General features: G+C 74.8%; 15 protein-coding genes. 10 read left to right on the plus strand and 5 right to left on the minus strand.

The genetic code is table 11. The features are described from left to right. Positions 1-32 precede the first annotated feature (32 nt). On the minus strand, positions 33-1,037 hold the full coding sequence (locus V6D49_RS23675; RefSeq protein ID WP_340562722.1) for a phosphatase PAP2 family protein: 1,005 nt from the start codon (positions 1,035-1,037) through the stop codon (positions 33-35). A gap of 457 nt (positions 1,038-1,494) precedes the next feature. Between V6D49_RS23675 and V6D49_RS23680 the strand changes: the two genes are divergently transcribed. Further along, on the plus strand, positions 1,495-3,150 hold the full coding sequence (locus tag V6D49_RS23680; protein ID WP_340562724.1) for an MFS transporter: 1,656 nt from the start codon (positions 1,495-1,497) through the stop codon (positions 3,148-3,150). 42 nt (positions 3,151-3,192) lie between these two features. After that, a complete protein-coding gene (locus V6D49_RS23685) occupies positions 3,193-4,380 on the plus strand; it encodes an acyl-CoA dehydrogenase family protein (protein WP_340562727.1) in 1,188 nt (395 codons plus the stop codon). Positions 4,381-4,421: 41 nt separating this feature from the next. On the opposite strand, the gene V6D49_RS23690 is transcribed toward V6D49_RS23685, so the two are convergent. After that, complete coding sequence (locus V6D49_RS23690) at positions 4,422-4,874, minus strand: cell division protein SepF (RefSeq protein WP_340562729.1); 453 nt, start codon at positions 4,872-4,874, stop codon at positions 4,422-4,424. A gap of 279 nt (positions 4,875-5,153) precedes the next feature. Here V6D49_RS23690 and V6D49_RS23695 point away from each other — a divergent pair, with 279 nt between their 5' ends. From V6D49_RS23695 to V6D49_RS23705, 3 genes are all read left to right on the plus strand, one after another. Next, positions 5,154-6,326, plus strand: coding sequence for a DUF5685 family protein (locus V6D49_RS23695; RefSeq protein ID WP_340562731.1), 1,173 nt, complete (start codon positions 5,154-5,156; stop codon positions 6,324-6,326). A 53-nt stretch (positions 6,327-6,379) separates the two neighbouring features. Next, the gene (locus V6D49_RS23700; protein WP_340562733.1) at positions 6,380-7,249 is read left to right on the plus strand and encodes a DUF1684 domain-containing protein; all 870 of its coding nucleotides are present in this window, start codon (positions 6,380-6,382) and stop codon (positions 7,247-7,249) included. 102 nt (positions 7,250-7,351) lie between these two features. After that, positions 7,352-8,287 carry a slipin family protein gene (locus V6D49_RS23705; protein ID WP_340562735.1) on the plus strand — a complete coding sequence of 312 codons (936 nt, stop codon included), beginning with the start codon at positions 7,352-7,354 and terminating at the stop codon, positions 8,285-8,287. 102 nt (positions 8,288-8,389) lie between these two features. Here V6D49_RS23705 and V6D49_RS23710 read toward each other — a convergent pair whose 3' ends face one another. Next, positions 8,390-9,418 carry an aspartate-semialdehyde dehydrogenase gene (locus V6D49_RS23710; protein WP_340562736.1) on the minus strand — a complete coding sequence of 343 codons (1,029 nt, stop codon included), beginning with the start codon at positions 9,416-9,418 and terminating at the stop codon, positions 8,390-8,392. A 331-nt stretch (positions 9,419-9,749) separates the two neighbouring features. Between V6D49_RS23710 and V6D49_RS23715 the strand changes: the two genes are divergently transcribed. The 3 genes from V6D49_RS23715 to V6D49_RS23725 all read left to right on the plus strand — a co-directional run bounded on the left by V6D49_RS23715 (position 9,750) and on the right by V6D49_RS23725 (position 14,876). Further along, positions 9,750-10,154: a DnaJ family domain-containing protein gene (locus tag V6D49_RS23715; protein WP_340562737.1), complete on the plus strand. Its 405-nt coding sequence runs from the start codon at positions 9,750-9,752 to the stop codon at positions 10,152-10,154. Positions 10,155-10,334: 180 nt separating this feature from the next. After that, positions 10,335-13,886: a DNA polymerase III subunit alpha gene (locus tag V6D49_RS23720; protein ID WP_340562738.1), complete on the plus strand. Its 3,552-nt coding sequence runs from the start codon at positions 10,335-10,337 to the stop codon at positions 13,884-13,886. 6 nt (positions 13,887-13,892) lie between these two features. Further along, positions 13,893-14,876 (plus strand): DNA polymerase Y family protein, encoded by a 984-nt coding sequence (locus V6D49_RS23725; RefSeq protein WP_340562740.1) that lies wholly within the window; start codon positions 13,893-13,895, stop codon positions 14,874-14,876. A gap of 52 nt (positions 14,877-14,928) precedes the next feature. On the opposite strand, the gene V6D49_RS23730 is transcribed toward V6D49_RS23725, so the two are convergent. Then, positions 14,929-16,281: a PhoX family protein gene (locus tag V6D49_RS23730; protein ID WP_340562742.1), complete on the minus strand. Its 1,353-nt coding sequence runs from the start codon at positions 16,279-16,281 to the stop codon at positions 14,929-14,931. 211 nt (positions 16,282-16,492) lie between these two features. Then, positions 16,493-17,539 carry a lytic polysaccharide monooxygenase auxiliary activity family 9 protein gene (locus V6D49_RS23735; RefSeq protein WP_340562744.1) on the minus strand — a complete coding sequence of 349 codons (1,047 nt, stop codon included), beginning with the start codon at positions 17,537-17,539 and terminating at the stop codon, positions 16,493-16,495. 213 nt (positions 17,540-17,752) lie between these two features. Between V6D49_RS23735 and V6D49_RS23740 the strand changes: the two genes are divergently transcribed. After that, on the plus strand, positions 17,753-18,331 hold the full coding sequence (locus V6D49_RS23740; protein WP_340562746.1) for a DUF1697 domain-containing protein: 579 nt from the start codon (positions 17,753-17,755) through the stop codon (positions 18,329-18,331). A gap of 177 nt (positions 18,332-18,508) precedes the next feature. Further along, positions 18,509-18,919 (plus strand): SH3 domain-containing protein, encoded by a 411-nt coding sequence (locus tag V6D49_RS23745; RefSeq protein WP_191208806.1) that lies wholly within the window; start codon positions 18,509-18,511, stop codon positions 18,917-18,919. The last annotated feature ends 177 nt before the right edge of the window (positions 18,920-19,096 follow it).

The following is a 19,096-nucleotide window of genomic DNA, read 5'->3' on the forward strand; positions in this document are numbered from 1 at the left end:
CCCCGGGCCGGTCAGCGGTCGGCCGACAGCGGTCAGCCGCGTGGCCCGAGCGGTGCCGCGCGGTTCGCGGGCCGTTCAGCGGCCTGCCGGCGTCCCCCGGTGGGGGCCACCGGGGCGCGCTCCGGCCGGACGGCGTGCGGACGGCCCGGTGGGCCGCCGTGCGCGGCGTACGCGGTGCGGACGTGCCGGACCGGTGGGCCCGGCGGCTTCCCGGCGCTCCGGGCACCGGCCGTGCGCCGCTCGGCCGCGGCCGAGGGGAACGCCGTTCCGGCCGCGGGCACCACCCCCGCGACGACCAGCCGTCCGGCCGCCCGCAGCCGTCTCCAGTAGGCCAGTGCGTGCTCCTCGACGCGGGCCGCCAGCGGCTCGCACCACGGCAGGGCCAGCAGGATCAGCAGCCCCGCCGCCCAGCCGAGCAGGACGTCGCTGACCCAGTGCGTACCGAGGTAGACGGTCGTGGCGCCCACCCCGAGCGCGAAGACGGCGGCGACGACGGACAACCGCCGCCTGGCGACCTCGGTGCTGGCCAGATAGGCGAGGATGCCCCAGGTCACGACGGCGTTGGCGGTGTGGCCGGAAGGAAATATATCGCCGGTCAGCCACATCTCGTTGGAGCCGATCGTCGTCGCGTAGTGCGGGCCCTCCCGGGCCATGCCGAGCTTCGCCGCCCCCACGGTGACGTTCAGCAGCAGCAGCGCGGCCCCCAGCATGAGCAGGGGGCGCAGGGTGCGCTGCCGCCACGAGCGCCAGCCGAGCCACGCGGCGACGAGCACTGCGGTGGGCCCGCGCTGCCCCAGCACCACGAAGTAGTCCAGGAAGGGGTGCAGCTCCGGCCACTGCTTGTACGGCCGGAACAGCATCAGCTGCCAGTCCAGCCGCACCAGGTAGGTCGTCTGGACGACGGCCGCCACGACGGCCGCGTAGAACGCCAGCGTCACGGCGAAGAGCGACTTGCGGGTGACGCTCATCCCCGGGGCCGGGTCGGGCGGCCGCGTGGGCTCCTGTTCCAGGCGGGCGAAGATTCGGTCGGTACGCACCCGGTCGACATTACAGCGGGTGACCTGGGGGCACGCCACGGTACCGGGGTTCGTAATGCCGATGTGATGTGGATTCCGTCTCCACAAGGGCGGCTACGGCGGATTCTGTGGAGATTCCGAGACCGGTTTTTTCCGCTCCGGTGAATTCCCGTCGAGCGGAGTGCGGAGTGCGTAATGCGTCGCGCTTCCTCGCCCGGCACCGTCCCGGTCCCCACGCGGCCCGCACCGCACCTGGCCACGGCGGCCCGCGCCTGCCCGGGTGGGTCCCCCGGTGCCGCCGGCCGCCCACCGGTGACCTGCGATGGGCGTGAACCGCGACACATGAGCGATCGGCGGACTCGCGTACGCTACGGTCACCGCTCCCGCGCCGTCCGGTCCGGGCACCGTCCCGCGCCGGCGGACCGTCGTGGTCCTACGGGCCGGGACGCGCACGGCGCGCAGCACGAGGAGGTGGGAGATGCCTGGGACGAGTCCGGCCCGTTCCGGAGCCGACGTCCCCGCGCAGCGGAGCCCGTCACCGTCGGCCGCCGCACCCGGCCGAGGGGCCGGCCGCTGGACCGTCCTGGTGGTGCTCTGCGCCAGCCTCCTGCTCATCGCGATCGACGCCACCGTCCTGCACGTCGCCGTGCCGGCGCTCAGCGCGGACCTGCGGCCCGGGCCGGTGGAGCTGCTGTGGATCGTCGACGCCTACCCGCTCGTCTGCGCGTCCCTCCTCATCCTCTTCGGCACGCTCGGCGACCGGATCGGCCGCCGCCGGGTGCTGCTGTTCGGGTACGCGATCTTCGGGCTGGCCTCCGTCCTCGCCGTCCTCGCGCACAGCCCGGGTGTCCTCATCGCCGCCCGTGCCCTGCTCGGTGTCGGCGGCGCCATGATCATGCCCGCCACCCTGTCCCTGCTGCGCCACGTCTTCCCCGACCGGCGGGAGCGGGCGCTGGCCATCGGTGTCTGGAGCGCGACGGCCGCCGTCGGCGCGGCGGCCGGACCCCTGGTGGGCGGGCTGCTGCTGGAGCACTTCTGGTGGGGCTCGGTCTTCCTGCTGAACGTCCCGCTGATGGCCCTGGCCCTTCCGGTGGGCCGGTGGCTCGTCCCGGAGTCCACCGGTGAGGGCAGCGGGCCCTGGGACGTCCTCGGCGCGCTGCTGGCCGCCGGCGGACTGGCGTCGGCGATCCTGGGCGTCAAGCAGATCGGCGACGGGCGGCCGACGCACCCGGGGACGGCGGCCCTGCTGCTGGCCGGAGCCGTGCTGCTGGGCTGGTTCGTCCGCCGCCAGCGCCGCCGGGCGCGTCCGCTCGTGGACTTCGCCGCCTTCGCCCGGCCGGCCTTCGGTACCGCCGTGAGCTGCATCGTGCTCACCGTGCTGGCCCTCGTCGGCCTCGCCCTGATGGCCGCTCAGTACCTCCAGCTGGTGCTCGGCCTCTCGCCGCTGGAGACGGGGCTGCGGCTGCTGCCGCTCTCCGTCGCGGCCGTGGCCGCCGGGCTCGCCGGGCCCCGGATGCTGCGGGCGCTGGGGCCGCGCGCGATGGTGGCCGGCGGCTTCCTGCTCACGGCCGTCGCCGTCCTCGGCCTCACCTCGCTCGGGGAGCGCGACGACCCGGCCGTCTGCGTGGGGGCCTTCCTCCTGCTCGGCTACGGGCTGGAGACCGTGCTGTTCGGCGCCTACGAGTCCATGCTCAGCGACGCCCCGGCCGAACAGGCGGGCGGCGCGGCGGCCATCGGGGAGACCGCGTACCAGCTCGGGGCCGGGCTGGGGATCGCGCTGCTGGGCAGCGTCATGAACCGCGCCTACGGCTCGGCGGTGGAGGCGACCCCGGACGTTCCGGCCGACGCGGCCCGGGCCGCCGGGCACTCGCTGGGCGAGGCGCTGGAGGTGGCCGACCGGCTGGGCGGGGCCGCGGGGGAGTCGCTGCGGCACTCGGCGCGGCTGGCCTTCGTCCACGGCCTGCAGGTGACGCTGCTCGTGAGCGCCGCGCTGCTGCTGGCGGGGGCGCTGGCGGCGCTGCGGCTGCCCCGCGCCCTGCCCCGGACGGACGACCGGGCCGGCAAGGTCCCCGCCCAGCCAGGCCATCCCGCCCCCGACGGGGATGCCTTGCCCCAGCGTGTTACCCATCGGTAGCGTTCGACGCCGTCGACACCCCTGCGACCCGGAGGCCCCCCAATGTCCAGCCGTTCCCTGCCGCCGTTCGACCCGGCCGACCCCCTGGGCCTGGACGACCTGCTCGGCCCCGAGGAGCTCGCGGTGCGCGACACCGTCCGCGCGTGGGCCGCCGACCGGGTACTCCCGCACGTCGCCGAATGGTACGAGCGGGGCGAGCTGCCCGGCATCCGGGACCTGGCCCGCGAACTCGGCCGCATCGGCGCGCTCGGCATGTCCCTGGAGGGCTACGGCTGCGCCGGTGCCTCCGCCGTGCAGTACGGCCTCGCCTGCCTGGAACTGGAGGCGGCCGACTCCGGCATCCGCTCCCTGGTCTCCGTCCAGGGTTCGCTCGCGATGTACGCGATCCACCGCTTCGGCTCCGAGGAGCAGAAGCAGCGGTGGCTGCCGGGCATGGCGGCGGGGGAGACGATCGGCTGCTTCGGTCTCACGGAACCGGACATCGGTTCCGACCCGGCCGCGATGCGGACGCACGCCCGGCGCGACGGCGACGACTGGGTGCTGAACGGACGCAAGATGTGGATCACCAACGGCTCCGTCGCCGGGGTGGCCGTCGTGTGGGCCGGCACCGAGGAGGGCATCCGCGGCTTCGTCGTCCCGGCCGACGCCCCGGGTTTCAGCGCGCCGGAGATCAAGCACAAGTGGTCGCTGCGCGCCTCGGTCACCAGCGAGCTCGTCCTGGACGACGTCCGGCTCCCGGCCGACGCGGTGCTGCCCGGCGCCACGGGTCTGCGCGGTCCGCTCAGCTGCCTGAGCCACGCCCGCTACGGCATCGTGTGGGGCTCGATGGGAGCCGCCCGCAGCAGTTTCCACGCGGCGCTGGACTACGCGGGTAGCCGCGAGCAGTTCGGCCGTCCGATCGCGGGCTTCCAGCTCACCCAGGCCAAACTGGCCGACATGGCCCTCGAACTGCACAAGGGCGTCCTGCTCGCGCACCACCTCGGCCGCCGCATGGACGCCGGGACACTGCGGCCGGAGCAGATCAGCTTCGGCAAGCTGAACAACGTGCGTGAGGCGATCGAGATCTGCCGCACCTCCCGGACGATCCTCGGTGCCAACGGCATCTCGCTGGAGTATCCGGTGATGCGGCACGCCACCAACCTGGAGTCCGTGCTCACCTACGAGGGCACCGTGGAGATGCACCAACTCGTCCTGGGCAAGGCGCTGACGGGCGTCGACGCGTTCCGCTGACCCGCACGGTGTGCCGGGGGTGCCGCCACCCCGGCACACCGTCAGCTCTGGTTGAAGAATCCGCCCTCACCGGAGCGGCGGCTCTGACCGCTGAGGACCTGGTAGGCGTTCGGCGTCAGGAGGAACACGCGGTTCGCGACCCGCTCGATGGAACCGCGCAGGCCGAAGGTCAGCCCCGCGGCGAAGTCGATGACGCGCTTGGCGTCGCCGGACTCCATGGCCGTCAGGTTCACGATGACGGGCACGCCCTCCCGGAACAGCTCGCCGATGGCGCGTGCGTCCCGGAACCCGTCGGGCGTGATCGTCGCGATGCGGGTGCCCGAGTCCTGGGCGGTCTCGGCCGTGGCCCTGATGCGCGGGTCGGTGACCCACGCCTCGCGCGCGGCGTCGCCTGACTCCGGGCCCTCGGCCGCTTCGTCGGTGTAGTCGTCGTAGTACATCTCGCTGTCGTCGACGAGGCCCAGCCAGGCACTCGCCTTGCGCACCGATCCCATGGACGCCTCCTCTCGCATGCGGTCGTACCGTCCGCACGCCTATCGTCGTCCATGATGCGGATGGTGCGCCAAGCGGATATACGTCGCGAGCATGTTTCGTGACAGTTCTGCTGCACACATCATGCCCGCCGGAGCTGGGATTGTGCGGTATACGGGTGGTGAAAGACAGAAAGATCACCAGGGACGGCCGCGTGGGTGAGCGCCGCGTCCGCCCGGGTGAGGACGTCGCCGCACCGCTGTGACGTGGCGTCATAAAAGCGTGGGGGGACGGGGAACGACATGTTCGGCATCATCAGGCCGTGCCGGCACCGGCTGGGTGAGCGGCTCGGCGTCGAGTGGACGGCTCATCTGTGCGGACTGTGCCTCGCGTTGCGGGCCGAGCACGGGCAGTTCGCCCGGGCGGCCACCAACTACGACGGGCTCGTCATCTCCGTGTTGACGGAGGCTCAGGCGCCGCGTACGTCGCGGGCCCGGCGCACCGCCGGGCCCTGCCCCCTGCGCGGTATGCGGACGGCACCCGTCGCGCGCGGTGAGGGAGCCCGGCTGGCCGCCGCCGCGTCGCTGCTGCTGGCCTCCGCGAAGGTGCGCGACCACGTCGCCGACGGGGACGGCGTCCTGGCCCGGCGCCCGCTGGTGGCGGCGGCCGCCGGCCGCGTCGCCGCCGGCTGGGAGCGCAGCGGCACCCGCGCCGGTGCCGCCGTCGGGTTCGACACCGGGCCGCTGCTGGACGCGGTCCGGCGGCAGGGGGCCGTGGAGGCGGCGGCCGGGCCCGGCACCTCCGTCCTCGCGGTCACCGAGCCGACCGAGACCGCGTCCGCCGCCACCTGCGCCCACACCGCGCACCTCGCCGGACGGCCCGGCAACGCCGCACCGCTCGCGGAGGTGGGCCGCTCCTTCGGGCGGCTGGCGCACCTGCTCGACGCCGTCGAGGACCAGCGGTCCGACGACGCGGTCGGCGCGTGGAACCCGCTCACCGCCACGGGCACCTCCCGGCAGGAGGCGCGCCGACTGTGCGAGGACGCCGTTCGCGGTATCCGGCGCGCCCTGCGGGAGGTCGAGTTCACCGACGCCTCCCTCGCGCGCGCCTTGCTGGAGGACGAACCCGAGCGGTCGGTACGGCGCGCGTTCGGTGGGCACGGCGGGCACGGCCGGCACGGTGCCGGCGGATCCGCGCCGCGCACCGTCCGGCGTCCCTCACCGTGGATCACCCGTACGCCCGTGCGTCCCGCGCCGCGTCACCGGGGGCCGCTGACCGGCTGCGCGGTCTGGGCGGGGCTGTGCGTCAGCTGCCAGCTGTGCTGCCGTGAGGTGTACGCCGCCCCCTGGAGCGGCCACAAGCGTGCGGGCTGGTGCCGTCACGACTGCTGCGACGGGTGCGACTGCTGCGGTTCGGGCGGCTCCGGAGGCTCCGGCGGTTCGGACGGCGGCTGCGGTTGCGGCTGCGACTGCTGAGCACCGCGCGCTGCGTCACCGCCGGGCGGCCCGGTATGTGGCAAGTTGAACGCATGAACGCCGAAATGCCCGCACAGCCGCACCACCCCGAACCAGACACCGCGAACGTCGCGAATCCCCTGGCGCCCGGTTCCTCCGCGGTGCAGCAGTGGCAGGAGTGGCACCGGCAGCGCCTGGAGACCGTCGTCGCGCCCTACGGGCCGCTCTCGGTGACGGGGACGTACTGGCTGGCCGACGCGGATGACGAAGGCTGGATCGAGGGCCTGCCCGGCCGGTGGCACGAGACGCCCGGGGGTGAGGGCGTCGTCCTGCACGCCGACGTCCTGGACGAGCTCACGGTGGGCGGCGAGCCGCTCATGGGCGACCGCACACTGGGCGCCTCCGCCGGGAGCCCGGAGCCGACCCGCGTCACCTGGGGTGACCGCCGCCTGGAGCTGCTGCGGCGCGAGGGCCGGTGGGCGGTGCGGGTGCACGATCCCGCCGCGTCCGCCCGGCGGACGTTCTCCGGGATCAGGACGGCGCCCTACGACGCCCGCTGGGCGCTGCCCGGCACGTTCCACCCCTACGAGGGGGCCCGCCGGGTGCCGGTGCGGAACGCCGACGGGCGGGAGCGTGGGCTGGACCTGGGCGGGGAGGTCCGCTTCACCGCTCCGGGCGGCGGTGCGCACACGCTGCGGGTCTCCGTGGTGGGCAGCGGGGCCCTGTGGGCCGTCTTCGCCGACGGCACCAGCGGCCGGGGCAGCTACCGCTTCCGCTTCCTGCGCACCGGCGCCCCGGCCCCCGACCACTCCGTCACGGTCGACTTCAACCGGACGACGCTGCCCCCGTGCGCGTTCACCGAACACTTCCTGTGCCCCTTCCCGCCGCCCGGCAACACCCTCGACCTGGAGGTGCCCGCAGGGGAGCGCGACCTCGTGTCCTGAAGCGTCTCGCTCCCCGACCCGGGTCGCACTACGGTGGAGTATGAGGCATTTGACCGCTTATGCGGGATCGCTCACGCGGACCCGTGACGGCAGGGGGCAGTGATGGTCTTCGAACTGCTGGCCGTGGGACTCGCGGGCGGTGCGGCCTACTTCCTGGCCGCCGCCCGGGTCGTCAGGCAGTACGAACGCGGGCTGGTGTTCCGGCTCGGCCGGCTCAGGTCCGATGTGCGCGAGCCCGGCCTCCAGCTCATCGTCCCGCTGCTGGAGCGGATGCAGAAGGTGAACCTGCAGATCATCACGCTGCCGGTGCCGGCCCAGGAGGGGATCACACGCGACAACGTCACGGTGCGGGTGGACGCCGTCGTCTACTTCAAGGTCGTGGACCCGGCCGACGCCATCATCCGCGTCGAGGACTACCGCTTCGCCGTCTCGCAGATGGCCCAGACCTCCCTGCGCTCCATCATCGGCAAGAGCGATCTGGACGACCTGCTGTCGAACCGGGAGAAGCTCAACCAGGGGCTCGCCATCATGATCGACAGCCCGGCCGTCGAGTGGGGCGTCAACGTCGACCGGGTGGAGATCAAGGACGTGTCCCTGCCCGAGGCGATGAAGCGCTCCATGGCCCGCCAGGCGGAGGCGGCCCGGGACCGGCGGGCCCGCGTCATCAACGCGGACGCGGAGCTGCAGGCGTCCCGGAAGCTGGCCGAGGCGGCCCAGCAGATGTCCCACACGCCGTCCGCGCTCCAGCTGCGGCTGCTCCAGACCATCGTCGCCGTGGCGGCGGAGAAGAACTCCACGCTCGTCCTGCCGTTCCCGGTGGAGCTGCTGCGCTTCCTGGAGCGCGCCGGCCACCCCGCGCCCCAGGCACCGGAGACCGCCCCCGCCGCCGCACCCGTGCCGACGTCCGAGGCGGCCCCGACGGTCGGGGCGGCCCCGACGTCCGAGGCGGCCCCGACGGTCGGGGCGGAGCCGGGCCCGGATCCGGAGGCGGGGCCGCCGCTACCGCCCCCGCTCACCGACCCCGAGCGGCCCGCCTGAGCCCGCCCGGACCCGGCGTCAGCACGACGCCCCGGCACCGTACGCGTCGGTACGGTGCCGGGGCGTCGTGGAGCGTCGGCGTCAGCTGTGCCGGGACGCGGCTCAGCCCAGCTCGGCGGCGACCAGCTCGGCGATCTGGACGGCGTTGAGCGCGGCGCCCTTGCGGAGGTTGTCGTTGGAGAGGAACAGCGACAGCCCGTGCTCGACGGTCTCGTCCCGGCGGATGCGGCCCACGAAGCTCGGGTCCTGACCGGCGGCCTGGAGCGGGGTGGGGATGTCCGAGAGCGCCACGCCCGGCGCCCCCGCCAGCACCTCGCGGGCGCGCTCGGGGGTGATCGGCCGCTCGAAGCGGGCGTTGACCTGGAGCGAGTGGCCGGTGAAGACGGGGACGCGGACGCAGGTGCCCGAGACCTTCAGCTCCGGGACGCCGAGGATCTTGCGGCTCTCGTTGCGGAGCTTCTGCTCCTCGTCGGTCTCCTCCAGGCCGTCGTCCACGAGGGAGCCCGCCAGCGGCAGCACGTTGAACGCGATCGGACGCTTGAACTTGTCCGGTGCCGGGAAGTCCACGGCCGACCCGTCGAAGGTCAGCTGTGTCGCGTCGGCCTCGACGGCCTTGCGGACCTGGCCGTCCAGCTCCGCCACGCCGGCCAGTCCGCTGCCGGACACGGCCTGGTAGGTGGCGACGACGAGCGCGGTGAGCCCGGCCTCGTCGTGCAGCGGGCGCAGCACCGGCATGGCCGCCATGGTCGTGCAGTTCGGGTTGGCGATGATGCCCTTCGGGCGGTCGACGGCCGCCTGCGGGTTCACCTCGGAGACCACCAGCGGGACCTGCGGGTCCAGCCGCCAGGCGGAGGAGTTGTCGATGACGACGGGCCCGGCCGCCGCGACCTTGGGGGCCAGCTCCCGGGAGGTGGCACCGCCCGCCGAGAACAGGACGATGTCCAGGCCGGAGTAGTCGGCGCTCGCCGCGTCCTCGACCGTGACCTCGCCGTCCTTCCAGGGCAGGGTCCGGCCCGCCGAGCGGGCGGAGGCGAACAGCCGCAGCTCCGCCACCGGGAAGTCCCGCTCCGCCAGAATGTCGCGCATCACACTGCCGACCTGGCCTGTGGCTCCGACGATGCCGATCCTCATGGGGCTCCTTCGTTCCGAATCTCGTGTCCCGACGGTGGCCCCTACCCTGCCCGGGGCGCCTTACGGCCTGCCAGTCGTTTGACGTCCGTCACATCGGGTGAACGGCCCGCGCGCCGCGTTGCGGGCGCACACCGCCTCCCCATCGTAAACAGCGCGTCGCGCGGTCCGGCCGTGCCGCGTGTCCCTCCGCGCCCCGGTGTCCTCCCGCCCGGTCCCGCCTAAGCTCGACATCGGGCGGTCATGTGCGGCCGTGCGCAGTCGTGTTGCGGCCGTCCGCAGTCGCACACCGCCCCCGACGTGACCCGCCCGCCCCGCCGAGGAGGACGGAACGATGACCGAGCGCAAGCCCCCGGGTGTCTCCTTCGAGTCCTGGGTCGACCGCCAGATCCGCGAGGCCTCCGAGCGGGGGGCCTTCAGCGACCTCCCCGGTGCGGGCAGGCCCCTCAGCGGCGTCGACCAGCCGTACGACGAGAACTGGTGGATCAAGCGCAAGCTGCACGAGGAGGGTGTGTCCGTCCTGCCGCCGACGCTGGCGCTGCGCAAGGAGGCCGAGGACGCCCTGGCCGCCGCCCGGGCGGCCCGTACCGACGCGGAGGCGCGCCGCGTGCTGACGGAGATCAACGCGACGATCGACGCCGCGCTGCGCCGCCCGCTCGCCGGACCCCCGTTGAACCTCGTGCCCTTCGACGTCGAGCAGGTGCTCGCCGAGCGCCGCGCCGCGGCCGCCGGGGACTGACGCCCGGCCGTCGCCGCCCGTGCTCCGTGCGCCGTGCCGCCGCTGCTCAGCGCCGACGCGCCGGAGGACGCTCTCCCTCGGCCGCCGATTCGAACGAGTATTCGAACAGGGTTTAAGGTGGGAGAAGGAGGCCGGCGAGAGTCGTAGGCAGGGGGTGGCTGGTGTGGCGAGGAGACGCGGATGTCTGGTTTTACGCATCTGCACACCGTGTCCGGCTTCTCCGTCCGGTACGGCGCCTCCCACCCCGAGCGGCTGGCCGAGCGGGCCGCCGAGCGGGGCATGGACGCCCTCGCGCTGACCGACCGGGACACCCTGGCCGGTGCCGTGCGGTTCGCCGGAGCCTGCGAGAAGGCCGGCGTCCGCGCGGTGTACGGGGTCGAGCTCGCCGTCGCCGAACACCCCGGGGCCGAGGAGCCGGGGGCGGCACCCGGAGCGCCGCGACGGCGGACCCCCGTGCGCGGCGGGGCCTTCGTGGACGAGCCGGCCCAGCGCGTGGTGTTCCTGGCCCGGGACGGCGCGGCCGGCTGGGCCGAGCTGTGCCGGCTGGTGAGCGCCGCCCACCGGGGCACCACCGCCGGCGCCCACGCCGGTGCGGGCCGGCGTCCGGTGCTGGACTGGGCCGACGTCCCGGCCTCCGGGGTGACGGCCCTGCTGGGCCCCGGTTCGGACGTCGGACGCGCGCTGGCCGCCGGACGGCCCGACCGTGCGGCCCGGCTGCTCGTGCCGTGGCGGGAGGTCTTCGGGGACGCCCTGCGCCTGGAAGTGGTCGGCTCCGCGCCGCGCCGGGAGGCCGCCCGCATGCTGGGGCTCGCCGCCGAGCAGGGCGTCGCCCCCGTGCTGACGAACGCCGTCCGGTACGCCGACCCCGGCCTCGGCCCCGTCGCCGACGTGCTGGACGCCGCCCGCACCCTCGTCCCCGTCGACCCCGCGCGCGGCCTGGACGGCGGCGAGCGCTGGCTCAAGGGGCCGCGCGAGATGGCCCGGGTGGCGGAGGAGATCGCCGAGGCCGCCGGGTTCCGCCGGGACCTGGCACACCGGCTGCTGGCCCGTACGGAGGAGAGCGCCGCGCAGTGCCGCGTCGACTCCGGCGACGACCTGGGGATCGGCAGCGCCCACTTCCCCGAGCCGTATCTGGTGGGCGCCGGGGCCCGGACCGCCGACCGGGTGCTGCGCTCGCGCTGCACCGCGCGGATGGCGGTCCGCCGCTACGACCGGGACCGCCGCCGCTGGGACCGGCTGGAGCAGGAGCTGCGGATCATCGAGAACCACGGCTTCGCCACTTACTTCCTCACCGTCGCGCAGGTCGTGGACGACGTGCGGGCCCTGGGCATCCGGGTGGCGGCCCGGGGGTCGGGCGCGGGGTCGCTCGTCAACCACCTGCTCGGGATCAGCGCCGCCGACCCGGTGGAGCACGGCCTGCTGATGGAGCGGTTCCTCTCCGAGCACCGCAAGGCGCTGCCGGACATCGACATCGACGTGGAGTCGGCGCGCCGCCTGGAGGTCTACCGGGCGATCTTCGAACGGTTCGGCGAGCGGCGGGTGGCGACCGTCGCCATGCCCGAGACCTACCGCGTCCGGCACGCCGTGCGCGACGTGGGCGCGGCCCTCGGCCTGGACCCGGCCGAGATCGACCGGCTCGCCAAGGCGTTCCCGCACATCCGGGCCCGGGACGCCCGCAGCGCCCTGGCGGAGCTGCCGGAGCTGCGCGGGGTGGACGCCGACCGGTACGGGCCGAAGCTGTGGGAGCTGGTCGAGGCGCTGGACGGTCTGGTGCGCGGCACGGCCATGCACCCGTGCGGAGTACTGCTCTCCGACGCCCACCTGCGCGCCCGCACCCCCGTGGTCCCCACCGGCGGCGAGGGCTTCGCGATGGCCCAGTTCGACAAGGACGACGTCGAGAAGCTCGGCCTGCTCAAACTGGACGTGCTCGGGGTGCGGATGCAGTCGACGCTGGCGTACGCCGCCGCCGAGGTCGAGCGCGCCACGGGCCGCCGCGTCGACCTGGACGCCCTCGACGTCGCCGGGTCCGGCGACGAACGGACGTACCGGCTGATCCGGTCCGCCGAGACGCTGGGCTGCTTCCAGATCGAGTCGCCGGGCCAGCGCGACCTGCTCGGCCGTCTCCAGCCGTCCACCTTCCACGACCTGGTGGTCGACATCAGCCTCTTCCGGCCGGGGCCCGTCGCAGCCGACATGGTGCGGCCCTTCATCGAGGCACGGCACGGCCGGACGGCGCCGACGTACCCGCACGAGGACCTGAAGGACGCCCTGGCCGAGACCTGCGGCGTGGTCGTCTTCCACGAGCAGGTCATCCGGATCGTGGACACGATGACGGGCTGCGGCAAGTCCTTCGCCGACGAGACCCGGCGGGCGCTGGCCGATCCGGAGCTCCAGCCGCGCATCCGCGCCTGGTTCGAACGGGAGTCGGCGCGGCGCGGCTACGCCCCGGAGGTCGTCGCGCGGACCTGGGCCGTCGTCGAGGCGTTCGGCGCGTACGGGTTCTGCAAGGCTCACGCCGTCGCGTTCGCCGTCCCCACCTACCAGTCGGCCTGGCTGAAGGCCCATCACCCGGCGGCGTTCTACGCGGGCGTGCTCACCCACGATCCGGGCATGTACCCCAAGCGGCTGCTGCTCGCGGACGCCCGGCGGCACGGGGTGCCCGTGCTCCCGCTGGACGTGAACCGGTCGGACGTCGCCTATCGAATCGAACTGGAGTCCGAATCGCCGTCGGGGGAGCGGCGTTGGGGTGTGCGGCTGGCGCTCGGCGAGGTGCGCGGCATCAGCGAGGCGGACGCCGCGCGCATCGCCGCCGGGCAGCCCTACCACTCCCTGCACGACCTGCTCGAACGCGCCCGGCCGCCCCGGCCCGTCGCCGAGAACCTGGCCAGGGTCGGCGCCCTCGACGCCTTCGGGGACAACCGCCGCGACCTGCTCCTCCACCTCGCCGAACTCCACCGCGGCGGGCGGCGGGGGAGCGGCGCCCAGCAACTGCCCCTGGCCGGGGAGGTCCACGCCACCGCCCCACCGCCCGCCGGGCTGCCCGACCTCGACCGCGACGAACGGCTCGGCGCCGAGCTCGGTGTGCTCGGCATGGACGCCTCCCGCCATCTCATGACCGACCACCACGCCTTCCTCGGCGAACTCGGCGTCCGCCCCGCCCGCCGGCTCGCCACCGCCCGGCACGGTGAGACGGTGCTGGTGGCCGGGGCCAAGGTCGCCACCCAGACGCCGCCGATCCGCTCCGGCAAGCGCGTCGTCTTCGTCACCCTCGACGACGGCACCGGCCTGACCGACCTGGCGTTCTTCGAGGACAGCCACGCCGCCTGCGCCCACACCGTCTTCCACTCCTGGCTGCTGCTGGTCCGCGGGGTGGTGCAGCGGCGCGGACCGCGCAGCTTCAGTGTCGTCGGCGCCGCCGCCTGGGACCTGGCCGAGCTGGTCGAACTGCGTCGCGCCGGGGGCCTGGACGCCGTCGCCGCCCGGCTGGCCGAACCGCCCCCCGGGGCCGGGGAGGAACCGGGGGACGGCGCGTCGGACCGTCGCATCCGCATGGCGACCGGCTACGCGATGCACCCCTGGGCCGACCTGCGCCCGGCCGGTGAGCCGCCCAAGAAGGCCGGGCCCAAGAGCGTCGGCCCCGGGAGCGTCGGCCCCGGGGGCGCGGAGAGCCCCGCGAGCGCCGGGCGGGGTGGCCGCAAGCTGTGGCACTCCAGCCCCGGAAGCGCGGGGTGATCCGCCATGGGAGACGTGCTCTACGTCCACTTCGGCGCGGGCCGCACCGAGGAGTCCTACCCGCACCTCCTCGACCTGCTCGCCGACATCACCCCCGTCGTGCAGGCGCTCCCGCCGGACGCCGCCCTCGCCGACGTGCGCGGTGCCCTGCGGTACTTCGGGCGGACGGCGCCGGAGCTGGCCGAGCTGGTGCGGGTCCGCGCCCTGGCCCACCACGGCGTCCACTGCACCGTGGGCGTCGGCGGGAACCCGCTGCTGGCCCGGATGGCCGCGCACGACGGGCCGCCCGGCCGGGTGCGGACCGTACCCGACGACCCGGGCGCCGTCGCCGCCTTCCTGGCGCCCAAGCCGGTCGCCGCCCTGCACGGTGTCGGCCCCGCGACCGCCCGGAGCCTCGGCGCCTACGGGCTGGACACCGTGGGACGCGTCGCCGCCGCGCCGCCCGCGACGCTCCAGCGCATCCTGGGCGCCGCCCCCGCCCGGCGCCTGCGGGACCGGGCCCGGGGCGAGGACCCCACCCGCGTCGTGCCCAGCGCGCCGGCCCGCTCGGCCTCGGCCGAACACCGCTTCGGCCGCGACGAGGTGGACGCGGACGTCCGCCGTCGGGTGCTGCTCACCCTCGCCGACGACCTCGGGTTCCGGATGCGCGACGACGCCCAGGTGGCCCGCGCGCTGACCCTCACCGTCCGGTACGCCGACCGCTCCACGACGACCCGCACCCGCGCCCTGCCCGAGCCGACCGCCCACACCCCGGCGCTGACCGCGCTGGCCTACGCGCTGCACGACGCGCTCGGCCTCCAGCGGGCCCGCGTGCGGGCGCTGGCGCTGCGCGCCGAGGACCTGACGGCGGCCGACCTCGCCTCCCGTCAGCTCTCCCTCGACCCCCGGGCGGAGAAGGCCCGCCGCGCGGAGGCCGCCGCCGACCGGGCCCGGCGCCGCTTCGGGGCCGCCGCCGCCCACCCGGCGGGCCGGCTGGGCGACGCGGCGTGACCGGCCCGGCGGCCGGTGCGGACGGACCCGGCGGACGGCGTCGACGGACCGGTCAGAGCGCGCCCCTGCGCCACGGGCCGGTGATCGCCAGCGTGATGCCGGGAGTCTGGATGTTCACGAACAGCCAGTTGCCGTTCTTCGGCTCGAACACCGAACCGGCCCACTCCGAACCGGTGTAGAGGTCCGGCCGGACGTCCTTGCCCGCCGTGCCGCCGCGCAGGTCCACCGCGTTGGCGGCGAAGCGGAAGATCTCGCCCTCGGTGGTGAGGCCGTGGACGTACTCGGTGCCGCCGCCGTCCTCGCACAGCACCAGGCCGCCGCGCGGGCTGACGCACATGTTGTCCGGCGCGTTCAGCACCTCCGCGCCGGGCGAGGCGAACAGCACGCGGAAGCGGTCGGTGGCCGGGTCGAGTTCGAAGACCTGCCCCTGCCCGGCCGGGCCGCCGTTGGTGGAGATCACGTAGATCCGGTCGTTGCCGTACCAGGCGCCCTCCAGCCTGCCGAACACGGCCGCGCCCCGGCTCTGCGCCTGCCGCCGCACGGTGTCCTCCGCCGGGTCGGCCTCGTCGACGGGCACCCACGACACCGTGCCGTACCCCCGCTCCCCGTCCCGGCGGGTGTCGTAGGCGCCGCCGCCGATGCGCAGGGCCTCCAACCGCCCGCCCCGGGCCAGGTCGCCCGGCACGGCGGGCACGAAGCGGTACAGGCAGGCGTCGCCCCGGTCCTCGGTCTCGTAGACGTACCCGGTGGCCGGGTCGACGGCGACGGCCTCGTGGTTGAACCGGCCCATGGCGGTGAACGGTTCCGGGTTGCCCTTGCCCTCGCTGGGGACCTCGAAGATGTAGCCGTGCCGCTTGCCGGCCCGGGTCTCGAAGGTCTCCTCGCAGGTCAGCCAGGTACCCCAGGGCGTCGGACCGCCCGCGCAGTTGCGGATCGTGCCGCCCAGGCTGCCGTAGGACTCCAGCCACCGGCCCGCGTCCGGGTCGAAGACGAGGGTCGTGGTGCCGCCGCCCGCCTGCGCGTTGTAGGCGGGGGAGGTGAACGCCGCGCCGCCGCCGCGCTCGTGGTTGCGCACGAGGTGCACGCGGTCCCCGTGCCGGAACGCCGCCATGCCGTCGTGTGCGCCGGGCGTGCGGACCCCGTCGTCCATGACGTCGTTCGTCCAGCCGTAGGAGACGTACTCGAAGCCGCGCGGCAGCAGCAGGAGTTCCAGCCCCGTCGCCTCGTCCCTGACGGGGCGGAGCGGGCCGTAGCCGGGGTCGAAGTCGAACTTGGCGGGCGCCGCCGACGCGGTGCGTGCCGAGAGCGCCGAGAAGGCGACGCCGGCGGCCGCGGCCCCCGCCGCACCCCGCAGGAAGCCGCGCCGCTCGACACCGTCACCGGCCGGGGTGGAGTGGTCCGTCATGGAGATCGTCTCCTCGAAGTAGCGGGTCGTCCGGGGGGAGGCGTCCTCACCCTAGGAAGACCCGCCGGGACCGCGCCCCAACGGCGGACGACCGTTGCGCGAACTGTGGCCCACCCCTCCGGTACGCGGACGTACGCGGGCCGCCCGGCGAGGGTGCGGCTCGCCGGGCGGCCGGTCGGGACGGGCGGGCCGGGGACCCGGCCCGCCCGCGTCAGGCGCGGTGGCGCCCCAGCGCGCGCCGGTGCAGCGTCAGCACGACGACTCCGGTGCCGAGCGCGAGCGCCGCCGCGCCGCCGACGGCCAGGGTGCGGGTGGTGTCGTCGCCGCCGGTCTCGGCGAGGTTCACCTCGTCCCGCTGCCCCGCCAGCTCCGTGCCGTCGCCCAGCGGCTCGGGGCCGTCGCCGCCGCTGTGACCGCTGTGGCCGCTGTGATCCGGTTCGTCCCCACCGTCACCGCCGTGTCCGTCGTGGCTGACGCTCGACCGGTCGCGGCCCTCCTCGATCTGCTCCCGCGTCGGGGCCGCGGGCTCCTGGGTCTCCACCGTGGCCTTCTCCGCCCCGGCGCCCGGTTCCTCGGCGTCCGGTTCCCCGCCACCCGGCTCCCCGGCCGGGGCGCTCTCGCCCCCGAACGTCACGTCCGAGCAGGTGTAGAAGGCCTCCGGGCTGTCCGAGCGCTGCCAGATGCTGTAGATCAGGTGCCGTCCCGACTTCTCGGGGACGTCCCCGGCGAAGACGTAGGCACCGTCGCTCAGCGTCGGGTCGGTGACCTTCGCGAACGGCTCCGGCTCCAGGTCCGCCCAGGTCAGCGTCTGCGTCGGGTCGTAGCCGTCGCGCGTCACGTACAGCTCGATGGAACCCCGGTGCGGTGCCGTCGCCGTGTACCGGAAGGTGTGCTCACCACTGTTCAGCTCCGTGGCGGGCCAGTCGGCACGCGGCAGGTCGAGCCCCCGGTACTTCTCGCGGCCCGCCGAGCACAGCTCGCCGTCCGGGACGATCTCGCGGTGACGGCCGGCCGCGTCACCGATGTTCACCTCGTTCCAGTCGTAGAACGCCTGGGTCCCGCTGGCCGCGACGGCGGCCCGGCACGCCGCCGAGTCCGGGCTCTCCGGGCCCTCCGCGTAGCAGGCCGCCACGCGGCTGACCGGGTCCGACATCGAGCCGTGGGCGAGGGCGGGCGTCGCGGTGAGGCCGGTGAGCGCGAGCGGGGCCACCCCGAGCGCGGTGAGGGCGGCGGCCTTGCGGCTGCGGCGAGCGGTCATCGTCGGGCTCCTTCACGAGGGTTCAGGCAGGGGTGGGGGGTCGGAGGACGGCCGGTGGGGGCGGCCACCGGGGGATGGCCCGGGCCGTCGAACTCCGCCTGACGAGAAGCACGTTAACCACGCCGACCGGCGCCATCGGGCCTGTTCGCGGCGCCCGGGGCGTTCCTTATGGTGCGCTTAAGGGACCGCTGAAAGCCGGTTAACGTAGGAGCCGTGTGCGAGGCTGCCGGCATGACGACCCGGCACATCGCCCTGCTGCGCGGCATCAACGTCGGCGGGGTCAGGATCAGCATGGCGCAGCAGCGCGACCTCGCCGAGGCGCTGGGCTTCACCGACGTGCGGGTCCACCTCCGCACCGGCAACATCGTCCTGTCCGCGCCCGGGGACGCCACCCCCGCCCAGGTCGCCGCCGCGCTGACCGCCCGCATCGAGGCCGACTACGGAGTCCCCGTCCCCGTCGTCACGCGCACGCCGCCGGAACTGGCCGCCGAGCTCGCCGCGAACCCCTACCCGGAGGCCACCGACGTCCCCGCCTCCCTGCACTGCGTCTTCCTCTCCGCACCGCCGGACGCGGCCGTCCGGGGCGCCCTCGACGCCCTCGGTGCCGAGCCCCCCGGGACACCGGACTCCTTCCGCCTCCTCGACCGGACCCTCTACCTGCACTGCCCCGACGGCATCGGCCGCTCCAAACTCGCCGCACGGGTGATCCGAGCCGTCGAACGCGGTGGCGTCACCGCGACGGCACGCAACTGGAACACCGCCACCCGGCTGCTCGCCCTCGCCCGGAACTGACGGCCGCCTACTCCATCGGAGCCCGGAACTCCTGGGCCTAACGGGTGAGCTGTCGGAATGGCACCCGGGAGCCGTCCAACGGGCCGCTCATGCTCATGACGACACGTGGAGTCGAGCGACCGGTGGTGTGCCGTACCCCGGTGCCGCCCGCGATGACCTGACCCAAGAGGAGAATCCGTGCTGAAGTCCATGAAGACGACCGTCGCGTTGACGGCCGGCGCCCTGGCGCTCGGGGTGCTGGGTGCCGCGCCCGCCCTGGCCGACGAGGAGCAGCCGCAGACGTCCGGTACGACGCAGGCCGCCCCCGAGGCCGCCGTCGAGGAGACCGCCGACCACACGGCGGAGGCCGCTTCCCACGTCCGCTGGGGCAAGGTCGTCACCTGGCGCGGCGTCAACATCCGCAGCAAGCCGACCACCCACTCGAAGGTGCTGGGCGCCTACCCGTACCACGCCAAGATCAAGATCGCCTGCAAGGTCAAGGGCCAGAACATCGACGGCAACAACCGTTGGTACAAGCTCTACGACCGCAAGGGCTGGGTGACCGCCCGCTACGTGAAGAACCTCGACTACATCCCGTGGTGCCGCTGACCGGTACGCACGCAGGGCCGACGGGGTCCGGGAGGCGCGGTGCCGCCTCCCGGACCCCGTCCGGCTGTCCGCTCCCGACAACGCCGGGGCCCGATCGGGCCGGACGGCGCGGACCTCTATCGTCTTCGGCGGGACCGCGCGCCGACCCACGCGGCGCCCGCCCGCGCCGCCCGTCCG

Origin of the sequence: Streptomyces sp. GSL17-111, from assembly GCF_037911585.1 — a bacterium.
In the GTDB taxonomy this organism is placed as follows: Bacteria; Actinomycetota; Actinomycetes; order Streptomycetales; family Streptomycetaceae; genus Streptomyces.

Bases quoted from the DNA above. Each gene is read 5' to 3' on its own strand.
- V6D49_RS23685 (WP_340562727.1), top strand. From the start codon at position 3,193: ATGTCCAGCCGTTCCCTGCCGCCGTTCGACCCGGCCGACCCCCTGGGC.
- V6D49_RS23705 (WP_340562735.1), top strand. From the start codon at position 7,352: ATGGTCTTCGAACTGCTGGCCGTGGGACTCGCGGGCGGTGCGGCCTAC.
- V6D49_RS23735 (WP_340562744.1), bottom strand. From the start codon at position 17,539: ATGACCGCTCGCCGCAGCCGCAAGGCCGCCGCCCTCACCGCGCTCGGG.
- V6D49_RS23695 (WP_340562731.1), top strand. From the start codon at position 5,154: ATGTTCGGCATCATCAGGCCGTGCCGGCACCGGCTGGGTGAGCGGCTC.
- V6D49_RS23725 (WP_340562740.1), top strand. From the start codon at position 13,893: ATGGGAGACGTGCTCTACGTCCACTTCGGCGCGGGCCGCACCGAGGAG.
- V6D49_RS23690 (WP_340562729.1), bottom strand. From the start codon at position 4,874: ATGGGATCGGTGCGCAAGGCGAGTGCCTGGCTGGGCCTCGTCGACGAC.
- V6D49_RS23715 (WP_340562737.1), top strand. From the start codon at position 9,750: ATGACCGAGCGCAAGCCCCCGGGTGTCTCCTTCGAGTCCTGGGTCGAC.
- V6D49_RS23720 (WP_340562738.1), top strand. From the start codon at position 10,335: ATGTCTGGTTTTACGCATCTGCACACCGTGTCCGGCTTCTCCGTCCGG.
- V6D49_RS23710 (WP_340562736.1), bottom strand. From the start codon at position 9,418: ATGAGGATCGGCATCGTCGGAGCCACAGGCCAGGTCGGCAGTGTGATG.
- V6D49_RS23700 (WP_340562733.1), top strand. From the start codon at position 6,380: ATGAACGCCGAAATGCCCGCACAGCCGCACCACCCCGAACCAGACACC.
- V6D49_RS23680 (WP_340562724.1), top strand. From the start codon at position 1,495: ATGCCTGGGACGAGTCCGGCCCGTTCCGGAGCCGACGTCCCCGCGCAG.
- V6D49_RS23730 (WP_340562742.1), bottom strand. From the start codon at position 16,281: ATGACGGACCACTCCACCCCGGCCGGTGACGGTGTCGAGCGGCGCGGC.